The 13,805-nt window shown below is 46.1% G+C and carries 10 protein-coding genes; 4 read left to right on the top strand and 6 right to left on the bottom strand.

The window, feature by feature from the left end; genetic code table 11:
• Positions 1-117 precede the first annotated feature (117 nt).
• On the top strand, positions 118-1,707 hold the full coding sequence (locus EDC45_RS00595) for a lactate permease LctP family transporter (protein ID WP_133542432.1): 1,590 nt from the start codon (positions 118-120) through the stop codon (positions 1,705-1,707).
• Between the two features lie 156 nt (positions 1,708-1,863).
• Here the strand turns inward: EDC45_RS00595 and psiE are convergent, their stop codons facing one another.
• From psiE to iolD, 4 genes are all read right to left on the bottom strand, one after another.
• Entirely contained in the window at positions 1,864-2,265 is a 402-nt protein-coding gene (gene psiE, locus EDC45_RS00590) for a phosphate-starvation-inducible protein PsiE (protein WP_424960655.1), read from the bottom strand.
• A 353-nt stretch (positions 2,266-2,618) separates the two neighbouring features.
• The gene (gene iolG / locus EDC45_RS00585) at positions 2,619-3,629 is read right to left on the bottom strand and encodes an inositol 2-dehydrogenase (protein WP_133542427.1); all 1,011 of its coding nucleotides are present in this window, start codon (positions 3,627-3,629) and stop codon (positions 2,619-2,621) included.
• A 2-nt stretch (positions 3,630-3,631) separates the two neighbouring features.
• Positions 3,632-4,528, bottom strand: coding sequence for a myo-inosose-2 dehydratase (gene iolE / locus EDC45_RS00580; protein ID WP_133542425.1), 897 nt, complete (start codon positions 4,526-4,528; stop codon positions 3,632-3,634).
• Between the two features lie 37 nt (positions 4,529-4,565).
• On the bottom strand, positions 4,566-6,506 hold the full coding sequence (gene iolD, locus EDC45_RS00575; RefSeq protein ID WP_133542423.1) for a 3D-(3,5/4)-trihydroxycyclohexane-1,2-dione acylhydrolase (decyclizing): 1,941 nt from the start codon (positions 6,504-6,506) through the stop codon (positions 4,566-4,568).
• 298 nt (positions 6,507-6,804) lie between these two features.
• On the opposite strand from iolD, the gene EDC45_RS00570 reads away from it, so the two are divergent.
• Together EDC45_RS00570 and EDC45_RS00565 are read left to right on the top strand one after the other, a co-directional pair.
• Positions 6,805-8,214, top strand: a complete 1,410-nt coding sequence (locus tag EDC45_RS00570) for a sugar porter family MFS transporter (protein WP_133542421.1) — start codon at positions 6,805-6,807, stop codon at positions 8,212-8,214.
• A gap of 28 nt (positions 8,215-8,242) precedes the next feature.
• The gene (locus EDC45_RS00565) at positions 8,243-10,144 is read left to right on the top strand and encodes a bifunctional 5-dehydro-2-deoxygluconokinase/5-dehydro-2-deoxyphosphogluconate aldolase (RefSeq protein WP_133542419.1); all 1,902 of its coding nucleotides are present in this window, start codon (positions 8,243-8,245) and stop codon (positions 10,142-10,144) included.
• 59 nt (positions 10,145-10,203) lie between these two features.
• On the opposite strand, the gene EDC45_RS00560 is transcribed toward EDC45_RS00565, so the two are convergent.
• Together EDC45_RS00560 and iolB are read right to left on the bottom strand one after the other, a co-directional pair.
• On the bottom strand, positions 10,204-11,043 hold the full coding sequence (locus EDC45_RS00560) for a MurR/RpiR family transcriptional regulator (RefSeq protein WP_133542417.1): 840 nt from the start codon (positions 11,041-11,043) through the stop codon (positions 10,204-10,206).
• A 180-nt stretch (positions 11,044-11,223) separates the two neighbouring features.
• Positions 11,224-12,057 (bottom strand): 5-deoxy-glucuronate isomerase, encoded by an 834-nt coding sequence (gene iolB / locus EDC45_RS00555; RefSeq protein ID WP_133542415.1) that lies wholly within the window; start codon positions 12,055-12,057, stop codon positions 11,224-11,226.
• A gap of 205 nt (positions 12,058-12,262) precedes the next feature.
• On the opposite strand from iolB, the gene EDC45_RS00550 reads away from it, so the two are divergent.
• Positions 12,263-13,771 (top strand): CoA-acylating methylmalonate-semialdehyde dehydrogenase, encoded by a 1,509-nt coding sequence (locus EDC45_RS00550; RefSeq protein ID WP_133542413.1) that lies wholly within the window; start codon positions 12,263-12,265, stop codon positions 13,769-13,771.
• The last annotated feature ends 34 nt before the right edge of the window (positions 13,772-13,805 follow it).

Genomic DNA, 13,805 nt, shown 5'->3' with positions numbered 1-13,805 from the left:
TGTTCGGTAAGAAGTGCGCCTAAATCCGCCGCCTTCTTGCTTTCTATCCCCGCGTAACAGATATGTTAGCAGCGGCCGCCGCTACCTATCCTGTTATAAGTTAACGGAGTAACAAATATGGCACTTTTCCTCAGCATTTTTCCGATTATTTTACTTATTTACCTTATGGTAAAACGCAATGCGCTTCCCTCTTATGTCGCCCTGCCTTGGATCGCCGTAGTAGTGCTGATCATTCAATTTATATTCTTCGGCAGCGATATTGCTGTAGTCAGTGCCAATATTGCCGCCGCGCTAATCGCCGTACAAACCCCGATTACCGTGATTTTCGGCGCAATATTATTCAACCGCTTTTCCGAATCCGCCGGTATCATCGATATTTTGCGCAAATGGTTGGGAAATATTAATCCCAATCCCGTTGCCCAAATTATGATTATCGGCTGGGCCTTCGCCTTTATGATAGAAGGAGCGAGCGGATTCGGTACGCCGGCGGCGATTGCCGCACCTATTTTGGTCGGATTAGGTTTTCCCGTACTGAAAGTCGCCATGCTCACCCTAATTATGAACTCGGTACCCGTGTCTTTCGGTGCGGTAGGTACACCGACCTGGTTTGGCTTCAGCGCCCTAAACCTAAATGAAGAACAAATACTACAAATAGGTTCGATATCGGCATTTATCCATTCCGTCGCCGCTTTAATCATTCCGCTGATGGCGTTGCGTCTGATTATCAGCGGACAGGAAATCCGTAAAAATCTGGCCTTTATTTATCTCAGCATCTTCGCCTGCGTTATACCTTATTTCTTACTTGCCCAGCTTAACTATGAATTTCCAGCCCTAATCGGCGGTGCCGTCGGCTTATTAATTTCCGTAGTATCCGCCAATCGCGGAATAGGACTGGCTCAAACTCAAGGCGAGGCAAGCGTTGCCGAGTTGCCGCCAAAAGCATTGATGAAAGCCCTACTGCCCACCGCAATGCTGATTGCGATGCTGATTCTCACCCGTATTCCTCAACTTCCTTTTAAAGCCATGATGAATGATGCGACGGTATGGTTCAGCCTGCAATTAGGCTCCCTAGGAATATTCGAAATCAGCCGCGGTTTAATCCTCAGCTTAAATAATATTTTCGGCACCTCCATTAGTGCCGGCTATAAATTATTATATGTCCCGGCGCTAATTCCCTTTATCATTACCGTTCTAATCGCCGCTCCGCTATTCTCGATGTCTTTATCCGGCACCAAACAAATCTTCGTTTCCAGCCTGAAGCAGACCCGTAATCCATTTCTGGCCTTAGTCGGCGCCCTGATTATGGTAAATTTAATGCTGGTAGGAGGAGATAATTCCATGGTTAAAATCATCGGAAAAAGCTTTGCTCAGGCGACGGGAGAATACTGGACGCTATTTGCCGCCTATCTGGGAGCGGTAGGTTCATTCTTCTCCGGATCCAATACCGTGTCCAATCTGACTTTCGGCAGCGTACAGCTATCCACTGCGGAAATTACCGGGTTATCGGCCACAATGGTGCTGGCTCTGCAATCCGTAGGCGGTGCAATGGGGAATATGGTATGTATTAATAATATTGTTGCTGTCAGTTCGGTTCTGGATATGAATAATCAGGAAGGAAATATTCTGAAAAAGACCGTACTACCGATGCTGATTTACGGCGTTATCGCCGCGCTCTGCGCATTGTTTATTATTCCGATATTCTACTAGCACTACCCCGGCTTTAATCCAATCCCCACTAAAGCCGGGCAGGTAAAAGAGCGGTCAAAATTTTAGCCGTTTTTCTTCCTAACAATAAGCAAAGAAGAAAAATACAAAAGGCACGGATCCTTTATACCCGTGCCTTTAATTTAAACTAAAACCCGATTAAATATTTCTTAACTTATCCGAATAAAGAACCAGACAAAGCGCCACCACCATAATTAAAATCGCCCCGGCAAACAAAATGGTATTCAGTGCGCTTTCGTGATCCACAATAATCAAGCGCAACATAGCGGTGATCCCGGCATAGATAAAATAGCGCAACGGAAAATGATAGCCGCTTTTAAAATACTGCACGATTAAGCCGATAAACCCGAAATACAAAAAGAACATTACCGCTTTCTCCGCCAGCTCGTAAGGTACCGCCGAAGATGTATTCAACACCATAATCCCGAGAGAATAAGTAATCTTTATCAACGCAATAATCAGCACGAAAGCCAATGCAATCAGCGCCGTATTTAGCACAAGCTTTAATCCCCCGATTACCAGCCTAGGTAATTTCTCCAGTTGTTCCTCTTCCACTCTCTCCCCCTATCTCTCTACGTATATAAAACCCGGGGTATTTTAATGGAATCGAAGGTTGGGGTAAATGAGGACAAATAAAGAGAATAAATACTTACAGTGCCATCTATGGGTAAACTTCCCCCTATAGTTGAAGTTTAGTTATCTGCCTTATTCATTCTATAGTGAGAATTTTTATTCGCCCCAGAAGCGTTTTGATTCAATACTTATAGCCTATGGTTATTTACCTAGCTATAAAATAGATAACGCGCTGAACAACCAGGGCGTTATTTTTTACGGGGTTTCCAACCAATGGAATAAAGATAACGGGCGCAAACAATGCGCCCGTTCATACAAAGTTAGGCAACCTCGCTTAATTTGACCGGGCGGCCCTCATCTAGCGAGCGTTTAGCCGCAATGGCAATCAGCACCGGTTGCAAGCCGTCATTTCCATTAACCGCCGTCGGCGTATCATTAACAATCGACGCAATAAAACACTGCATTTCATCGGCAAAAGACTGCATATAGCGTTCTAAGAAAAAGTATTTCGGTTTTTCGGCAATGACTCCCCGTTCACAGGAATAAACGGCGGTAGAATCCGTATCGTTACGGGTTTGTACCGCACCTTTCGAACCGAAAACTTCCGCACGCTGATCATAACCGTACACCGCTTTACGACTGTTATCGATGACGCCGATAGCGCCGTTAGCCAGTTTTAGCGTAATCACCGCCGTATCTATATCGCCGGCTCGGCCGATTTCAGGATCTACCAGTACGGCACCGCTGGCATAAACCTCGGTAACCTCGCTGCCGGATAAATAGCGGATCATATCAAAATCATGAATGGTCATATCAAAGAACATTCCGCCGGAAACCTTTACATAATCAATCGGCGGTGCATCAGGATCTCTGGAGGTTACTCGGATAATATGCGGTTCGCCGATATCACCGGACACAACCCGTTCTTTAATGGCTTTAAAATTATGATCGAAACGACGGTTAAACCCGACCTGGAACTTCACGCCGGCTTTTTCCACTTCGGCCAACACCTGCTTGATTCGTTCAACATCCGAATCGATCGGTTTTTCACAGAAAATATGTTTTCCGGCGCGAGCCGCTTCGATAGAAATGGGTGCGTGCGTATTGGTTGAGGAACAGACTAACACCGCATCAATTTCCGGATCCTGTAAGATTTTTTGGTAATCCGTATAAACATGAGGAATCCCTTTCGATGCCGCCCAACTTTTTAATTCATCACTGACCTTTACATCGGAAATGGCTTTGATTTCCGCGCCCTGAACATATTTGCTCAGGCTTTCGGCATGAACCCGGCCGATTCGGCCGGCGCCGATAATTCCAATCTTAATCATAGTTAAACTCCTGCGGTTTGCTTAATGTATTGACGCCCTTTTAAAGCATATTCAAACGGGTTGGCCAGAGCCGGATCCTGCTCGGCTTCAACCACCATCCAGCCTTTGTAATCATATTTTTCCAGAATCTCAAAAATCGGTTTGAAATCTATGACGCCGTCGCCCGGTACGGTAAAGGTGCCTTTTTTCACCCCTTGTAAAAAGCTGAGATTATTATTTTTGACCTCTGCGACAATGTCATCTCTTACGTCTTTCAGGTGAACATGAACAATGCGCTTGATATATTTTTCCAATACCGCCAACATCGCCTGCTGAGAACCTTCGGAATAATACAGATGACCGGAATCAAACAGTAGATAAACATTATCGTTAACCAACGTCATATAGCGATCGATTTCTTCAGGTGTCTGAATTCCGGTACCCATATGATGATGAAGACAAACTTTCATTCCTTTTTCAGCGGCTAATCGGGCTAATTCGTTATAACCTTCAGCAAGCAGGCGCCAATCCTCATCGCTAAAGACCGGTTTTTCTTTAAAAATGGACTTATCCGTGCCCTGAATACTGCGGCTTTGTTCGGAACAGCCGATAACCTTTGCTCCCATAGCGGCCAGGAAATCCCGGTGTTTAATAAATTCTTCAATGGTCTGCTGCTTTTTGCCGTCCACAAAGAAAGTGCTGAACCAGGCGTTGCAGATCTGAATATTGCGAAGGGATAATTTGTGCTTCAGTACGGAAATATCGCGCGGATATTTATTCCCCACTTCACAGCCCACATAGCCCGCCAGCGCCATTTCGCTGATACACTGCTCAAAAGTATTTTCACTCCCCAGTTCCGGCAGGTCATCATTGGTCCAACCGATAGGGGCGATACCCAATTTTATATTTTCAGCTTTCATTATTTGCTCCTCATTTTAATTAAGCGGCATTCCTGCATCAGTAAGATCTGGCCTCTTCGATCCGGCGCTGCGAATTTTCATAAGCCTGCTGAATTTCCTTCCGTTCGGACACCTCGGCAACACCGACATGCCACCAACTGCCGTAACCGTGCGCCATGGTTTTAGGCAGCACTTTAATATCAATCAAGGTGGATATTTTCTGTTGTTTCGCATCTTCCAGCGCAAGGCGTAATTCTTCTTCCGTACTCACCTTATAGGTTTTACAACCGTAAGCGGCGGCATTCATGGCGAAATCCACCGGGATCAAATTACCGTCCAGCTGTCGGGATTGCGGATTGCGGAAACGAAATTCCGTGCCGAAACTTTCCATTCCATGCCCAATTTGTAAATTGTTAATACAGCCGTTGGCCATGTTATCAAACAGAATCACATTGATTTTTTTATTTTCCTGGATAGAAGTAATCAGTTCGGAATGGGACATCATATAGGAACCGTCGCCTAATAAGGCGTACACTTCCCGCTGCGGTTCGGCGATTTTAACGCCCAATGCGGCATTTACTTCATAGCCCATACAGGAATAACCGTATTCCAGATGATAGGTATTTTCCCCCTTACTCTGCCAGGTACGCTGTAAATCTCCCGGCAAGCTGCCGGCCGCCCCCACAATAATATCCTCTTCCCCCAGGGTTTGATTAAGAATCCCCAATACCCGACTTTGGGTTAAACGGGAGCCCGTCATATCAATAAATTCGGCAAACACCTCATCACGATTAAGGGCATCGTTGATTTCCGGAATAAAATCATTTTCCCGGTAGGTTATCCGATTAAGGCGCTCGAGTTCCTGTTTTAACTGCTGTTTTGCATCGGCAATCTCTTGTCCCCATTGGCCACGGTAATTTTCCGCCTGCAAAAGTGCGGTGAGTTGTTGCAAAGTTTTTCCCGCATCCGCCACCACCTGTACGCCGTCCAGCTTATAAGCGTCGAAACGGGCGATATTAATATTCAGGAAAGATACCTCGGGATGCTGAAAAATCCATTTAGAGGAGGTTGTAAAATCCGTGTAGCGGGTACCTATACCGATAATCAGATCCGCTTCTTTGGCGAGTAGATTCGCCGCCAAACAACCGGTTTCTCCAATGCCGCCCACATTAAAACTATGCTCGGAAACAACCGCACTTTTTCCCGCCTGAGTTTCTGCAAAAGGAAGATGAAATGCTTCGGCAAAGTGTTTCAACTGTTCGGCCGCTTCCGAATAACGCACCCCGCCGCCGCAGATGATTAATGGTTTTTTCTTGGTTTTAATCAGCTGTACCGCCTCCTGCAACATTGCTTCTGTCGGTGGAGTACGTTCCAACCGATGAACCCTTTTCTGAAAGAAATATTCCGGAAAATCATAGGCTTCCGTCTGTACGTCCTGCGGCAGACAAAGGGTTACCGCACCGGTTTCGGCCGGATCGGTCAACACCCGCATGGCATTAATACAGGCCGTCATTAATTGTTCCGGGCGCTGAATTCTGTCCCAATATTTACTTACCGCTCGAAAGGCATCATTGGTGCTAAGGCTCAAATCATAGGATTGTTCAATTTGTTGTAGTACCGGATCCGGTTGGCGGGAAGCAAATACATCGCCCGGTAACAACAAGAGAGGAATACGGTTGGCGGTGGCGGTGGCCGCAGCCGTGAGCATATTAGCGGCTCCGGGCCCTACGGAAGAGGTGCAGGCATAAATCTGTTTACGTAATTTCTGCTTGGCAAAGCCGATGGCGGCGTGCGCCATTCCCTGTTCGTTACGCCCCTGGCGCAGAATAAGTTCGCCGCAGTCCTGCGCTAAGGCCTGACCTAATCCCAATACATTGCCATGCCCGAAAATAGCGAATATGCCTTCTACAAATTTAACCTTTTTATCGTCAAAGCAAAGGTATTGATTATCAAGGAATTTAACTAACGCCTGGGCAACCGTTAACCGTATTGTTTTCATAATACTTCTCCTAGTTATTATTTCATGCCGTCGCATAACGGTTACAATTTTAGTAAAAAAATTTTAATTTTAAATATTTTTGAAATAAAAATTTTATAAATGCGACATAGATCAAAATTTTTACAACAGTAAAAAATCAGTTACCCAATATTTTTCCAATAAAAACATAAATAATGTGATCTCCATCTAAAAATAAAATTTTTATTATTGAACAATATGAAATATTTATTTTAAATTTATATCCGATAACTCACTAACGCTCTTTTACCAGAGTACAACCACATAAAGGAGGTAGAGGATGGAGAAAAAGGCAAGAAAGCATAATTTGGCTTATATCATCCGAATCTGCGCAGTCGCCTCATTGGGCGGATTACTATTCGGTTACGATACCTCGGTCATATCCGGCGCTATCGACGCATTAAAAAGCTATTTTCAACTTTCGCCGGCAGAAACCGGCTGGGCGGTTTCCAACGTTGTTATCGGCTGTGTTATAGGCTCAATTTTTTCCGGTGAAATCGCTCGCCGTATCGGTCGTAAAAAAACATTGATTATCGCCGCCGTTCTCTTTACCGTGAGCGCCATCGGCTCCGCACTGGCGGATTCGTTTTTCTGGTTTATCGTATATCGCATGATCGGAGGCTTAGCGGTCGGTATTGCGGCGGCGATTTCACCGATGTACATTGCGGAAGTCGCACCGAAAGATTACAGAGGAACGGCTTCAGCCATGAATAACTTCGCTCTGGTATTCGGCCAAATCGTTATCTTCTATGTTAACTATAAAATCGCTCAGGGTATGACCGAAGCCTGGTTAATCGATATGGGCTGGCGCTATATGTTGGGTTCCGAGGTTATTCCTTGTCTGCTGTTCTGTGTGGTGGTGGGATTTATTCCGGAATCGCCGCGTTGGGATGTAATGCGTAATCGGGACGATCTCGCCTTAATCACCCTGTCTAAAATCTCAAACCCGCAACATGCCAAAAATCTGTTGGCGGAAATTAAAGAATCAATGACGGTAAACGGTCAGCTGCAACAGCAGAAAATCGATTTTAAACGGCCGGGCGCATTATTTATCATTTTTGTTGCCTGTGCGCTGGCTACCTTTCAACAGCTCAGCGGCGTCAACGTCATGATGTATTATGCACCGACCGTACTGAAAACCATCACCGGCAATATGGAATCCGCCATGTTCCAGACCATTTGGATCGGTATCGCCCAATTGGCGGGAATAGGTATCGGCGCAATTCTGTTTGATAAACTGGGACGTTTACCGCTGATGAAAACCGGTGCCATCGGCGCTGCAGTCGGGTTACTGATTACTGCCTATGCCATGTATACGCAAAATCCGGGATATCTGGCCCTGTTCGGAATGATCTTCTTTATGATTTTCTATGCTTTCTCATGGGGCGTAGGTATGTGGGTTCTGATCGGTGAAATCTTCCCTAATCATATGCGGGCGCAGGGGCTGTCAATCGCCGTTTCCTTCAACTGGATCTTTAACTTTGTGGTTTCCCAGAGTTTCCCGATGATGAATGAAAATCCGTACTTATTGGAAAAATTCCACGGTGCCTTCCCGATGTGGGTATTTTCCGCCTGCTGCGTGATCGGATTCTTTTTCCTGATTCGTTATGTACCTGAAACCAAAGGAGTTTCCCTAGAGAAAATGGAAAGTTTATTACTGGCGAAACGCAACGGTATCATCGCCAAATAATATAAAAATAAATAAGAAGAGGTATAACATGACTAAAAAATCCCTTGATTTAATCTGCCTGGGCAGGGTGGCCGTCGATTTCTACGCACAACAAATAGGTGCCAGATTAGAGGATGTTTCTTCTTTCGCCAAATACTTGGGCGGCTCTTCCGGTAACGTTGCCTACGGCACGGCGGTACAGGGTATAAAATCTTCCATGCTGGCCCGGGTCGGCGACGAACATATGGGACGTTTTCTCAGGGAAGAGCTACAGCGTGTCGGAGTGGATACCAGCCATTTGATTACGGATAAAGAGCGGCTTACCGCATTGGTAATTCTCGGTATCAAAGATCAGGATACTTTCCCATTGATTTTTTACCGTGATAACTGCGCCGATATGGCAATCAGTAAAGAGGACTTCAGCGAAGATTATATTGCTTCGGCTAAAGCCCTGGCCATTACCGGCACCCATTTATCCCATCCGAAAACCAGAGAAGCAGTATTAACCGCGTTGCATTATGCCGAACGTAATAATACCAAGCGCTTACTGGATATTGATTATCGACCGGTACTATGGGGATTAACCTCCTTGGGCGACGGTGAAACCCGCTTTATTGATTCCGCGGCGGTAACTAAATCGCTGCAGGAGGTATTACATCACTTCGATGTGATTGTAGGTACGGAAGAGGAATTCCATATTGCCGGCGGTTCCACCGATACCCTGAGCGCATTGAAAAATGTACGTCAATGCAGCGGAGCGACCCTGGTCTGTAAACGGGGGGCCTTAGGCTGTTCCGTATTCGAAGGAGAGATTCCGGAAGACCTGGACGGCGGCTTAAACGTTTACGGCGTAAAAGTTGAGGTATTAAACGTACTCGGCGCCGGCGATGCCTTTATGTCCGGATTGCTGCGCGGTTATATTAATCAAGAAGGCTGGGAACAGTCCTGTCGCTATGCCAATGCCTGCGGAGCCTTGGTGGTTTCTCGCCACGGTTGTGCACCGGCCATGCCGACCAAAGCGGAACTGGATGACTATCTGGCCAGACAGGATAAGGTGGCTCGTCCGGATTTAGATCAAAACTTAAATCACCTGCACCGGGTAACCACAAGAAAAACCCATTGGCAAGATCTCTGTATCTTTGCTTTTGATCACCGTAAACAATTAGTGGATATTGCCGCAAAATGCGGTGCGGATATTCAGCGTATCCCCAAATTAAAACGACTGTTAGCCCAAGCCGCGGAACAAACGGCGCAACAACAGGGATTGAAACCTGAGCAAGCGGGTATCCTTGCCGATACCACCTTCGGTCAGGCCGCCCTCAATCAGATCACGGGCAAAGGTTGGTGGATCGGGCGACCGATCGAACTTCCCTCCTCGCGCCCACTGCGCTTGGAACACGGCGATCTCGGTACTCAGCTCACCAGCTGGCCGCAGGAACATATTGTAAAATGTCTGGTATTTTACCATCCTCTGGATAGCGATGAGCTAAAACGGGAACAGGAAGAAACCTTACAACAGGTTTATCAGGCTTGCTGTCGCAGCGGACACGAGTTACTGCTGGAAGTTATTTTACCGGCGGATATGCCGCAGGACGAACATTATTATGCCGAAATCCTGAGCCACTTCTATCAACAGGGATTAAAACCGGATTGGTGGAAACTTCCGGGGCTATCCAACCAATCTTGGCGGCAAATCAGCGAAATTATCCAGCATTATGACAGTTACTGCCGCGGTATTCTGATCTTAGGTTTGGATGCGCCGGAAGATTATTTTAAATCCGTATTTAGTCAGGCTGCCGGTGTGGAAATGGTGAAGGGATTCGCCGTCGGCCGTACCATTTTCGCCCAGCCTTCCGCTGCCTGGCTGGCGGGAGAAATCGATGATGATGAACTTATCCGTCAGGTATCCGCACGTTACGGCAAGCTGATACAGCTCTGGCGTAACCGATAAATCCTTACATAAAAAAACGGTCGGACATCAATCCGACCGCTTTTTTTATCTATCCTTAATCAATCCGTTCCCCTTTCGGCCGGATTCTTTTCCAACCCGATCGTAATGGCGAGGCTTTGCACTAAGGTCATGGTCGAACATTGAGAACGGAATCCCAATACCTGTGCTTCTTTAATAATGAAAGATATATCGCTAAAAGCAAGCAGCGGGCTGATTTGACTGTCCGTAATAGCAATTTGCTTAATGCCTTTCTGTGCGGCGATATTAACAATATTCAGGGTTTCGTCCGCATAGGGTGAAAAACTGATCACCACAATCACATCCCCCGCTTTCACCTGATTAAGCTGTTCGTCAAACATTCCGCCCTGCCCGTCGATTACAAAAGAACGGCAATCCAAATGTTGCAGAGCGTAATTTAAATAGCAAGCGACGCTGAAAGAGCGTTTTAAGCCGATAATAAAAATATTATTCGCCTGCATCAAAAGCTTTGCCGCCGAATGCAGCAGGCCGATATTATCCTCGGTGTCCAGCTGTCGCAACGCCTGCCCGTTCGCCTGAGCAAAAATCGACAAAATATTGTCGGCGGCACTGTTATGTTGTTTATTTAATTTATTCGAAAGTTGGAGCCGTTCCGTATAATTCGTGGTCTTCTCCATCAGATTTTCACGGAACAACTGCTTCATTTCATTAAAACCGGAAAAACCGAATTCGGCGGCAAACCGAATCAGAGTGGAAGGAGGTACCTTGGCCTTTTGCGCAATCACCGCAACCGTATCAAATACAATACTATCGCTATTATCCAGAATATATTGTGCAACCTGTTTTAAACGCTTACTTAAATCGTCATATCGGGCGCGAATCTGATTTTGCAAATCTTTTAGCTGAGCATTTTCTTCCATATTTGCCTCTTAACCGATTGAATAAATGTCTTGATCTGCCTTCGCAGGCAAAACAGCTCAAAGACTTGGTCATAATTTTAAACGGTAATATCATTAATTTATAGATTATCAATAGTCCCTGACTATAATAAAAAAAAGAGCGGTGATTTGCCAGTTAAACCACCGCTTAGGATACAATTTTTATTGTTCCGATTTTTCCGCATATTCGCGACTGTTAATCCAAGCATGATCCGCTTCCCAACTGAAGCACCATTTTCGAACCGGCCCAGCCATAACATTCAGATAATAATTATTATAGCCCGCAATGGTTGCAACCGGATGATAACCTTTCGGCACCTGAACGACATCGCCGTCATATACCGCCATACATTCGTCCAGGCTTCTGTCATCGGTATAAACCCGCTGCAAGGCAAATCCCTGCGGCGGATCAAAGCGATGATAGTAGGTTTCTTCCAAATAGGTTTCCTGTGCCGAATTTTTCTGATCATGCTTATGACTCGGATAAGAACTGGTGCAGCCTTCATCGGTAAACACTTCAACCACCAGTAAGGCGTCCGCAGCCTCCGTTTCGGGCAGAATATTATGTACCAAACGTTTATTATGGCCGAAACCTCTGCGTTCAACCCCGATTTGCTCCGGCGTAATTAAACGTACCCCTAAATCGCCTCGACTCGGCGCTCGACATATGGCGATTTCCGCATCGGTCCGGGCAATCACCCGGATTTCCCGATCATGCGGAACATAAAGTGCATAGGGCGGAATTTTCTCAAAAGGCGTGCGCCGATTACCGATTTCCCCGAAACTTTGCCCGTCTACACTCACCACCGCCTTACCGGCCACCATCACCAGACAGAGTTCGGTATCCTCCGTATTCAACGTTAAATCCTGTTGGGATTTTAGATGATACATTTCAAAACCCACATATTCCCATCCCGCACTTTGCGGGGTAATTTTTTGTACTTCACCGTTCTCGGCGGGATTATCTTTTCTTGATTTTGACAGTAAATAGCTCATTTTCCCCTCCTTATCAGCCATAGATTAAATCATACCCTTTTAACCGAATTGATCTATAAAATTTTTTCAAAAATCGGATCTCACCGACAAAATGAAATTTTTATTTCAAAAAAGAGCAAATCAAGATTGATTTATTAAAATAAATATTCTATTTTATGAATTTGAAAAATATTCATTTCATAGAAAGATGCATAAGGAGCAAATAATGGAAACCGTACATAATTTTATTAATGGTAAGCACGCAGAAAGTAAAAGTGATCAAATCTGGCCGATTTTTAATCCAGCCACGGGAAAACAAATCCGCCAGGTACGTATGAGTACGGCAGAGGATGTAGAAGCGGCTACCCAAGCCGCCTATAATGCATTCCCCGCTTGGGCGGCGACCTCCCCCTTAAAACGCGCCAGAATTTTATTTAAATTTAAAGAATTGCTGCAACGGGACTGGGACGCACTGGCGCGTTTAATCAGCGAAGAACATGGTAAAGTCTATTCGGATGCCTGCGGCGAGCTGACCAGAGGATTAGAAGTAGTAGAATTTGCCTGCGGTATCCCGCATTTATTAAAAGGAGAATTTTCCGAACAGGCGGGTACCGGTATAGATATTCACTCCAGTATGCAGCCTCTGGGCGTAACCATAGGTATTACCCCCTTCAACTTTCCTGCCATGGTACCGATGTGGATGTTCCCTATTTCCTTGGCCTGCGGCAATACCTTTATTTTAAAACCGGCGAAAGCCGATCCTTCACTGTCGGTACGCCTGGCCGAATTACTAACAGAAGCCGGGCTGCCCGACGGCGTATTCAACGTAGTACACGGCGAACGTCAGGATAACGAAATTTTACTGCGTGATCCCCGGGTGCAGGCCGTCAGCTTTGTCGGTTCGACTAAAGTGGCCGCGCAAGTCTATAAAATAGCTTCGGAACATGGTAAACGCGTTCAGGCGTTGGGTGCAGCGAAAAACCACGGCTTAGTCATGCCAGACGCCGATATAGACAGTGCGGTTAACGCCATCTTAGGCGCAGCTTTCGGAGCGGCGGGCGAACGTTGTATGGCGTTGCCGTTAGTGGTTACTATTGATGATGCGACGGCGGATAAACTGGTCGCCGCACTTAAACCGAGAGTAGAAAGCCTGCGCTATGGCCCGGGAATTGTACCGGCCGGCGAAAAAGAAATGGATTTCGGTCCTTTAATCAGTCAACAGCACTTAGATAAGGTTACCTCTTATATTGATCAGGGGGTGAAAGAGGGCGCAACCCTATTGGTGGACGGACGGGGTAAAAAACCGAAAGGATATGAAGAGGGATACTTTATCGGCGGTACGCTATTTGATCATGTAACTCCGGATATGGTGATCTATAAAGAAGAAATTTTCGGGCCGGTATTAGGCATCGTCAGAGCCAAAAGCTTTGAACAGGCGATGAAGCTGATCAACGAGCATCCCTTCGGTAACGGTACCGCGATTTTCACCGCCGACGGCGGTACCGCGCGGGAATTCGCCTATCATGTGCAGGCCGGCATGGTGGGGGTAAATGTTCCTATTCCGGTGCCTATGTCCTTCCATTGCTTCGGCGGCTGGAAACATTCCGCCTATGCCACCCTGAACGTTTATGGTACGGACGGCGTACGTTTTTACACTAAAATGAAAACCGTAACCACCCGTTGGCCAAATAAATTTCATCTGGAACACGCCGCTTTCAGTATGCCGACATTATAAGGGCATAAATCTGTTCCTTTAGGCGTTAAGGTGT

Origin of the sequence: Mesocricetibacter intestinalis (genome assembly GCF_004363295.1) — a bacterium.
Lineage (GTDB): Bacteria > Pseudomonadota > Gammaproteobacteria > Enterobacterales > Pasteurellaceae > Mesocricetibacter > Mesocricetibacter intestinalis.
This window is presented reverse-complemented; position numbering and strand designations above follow the sequence as displayed.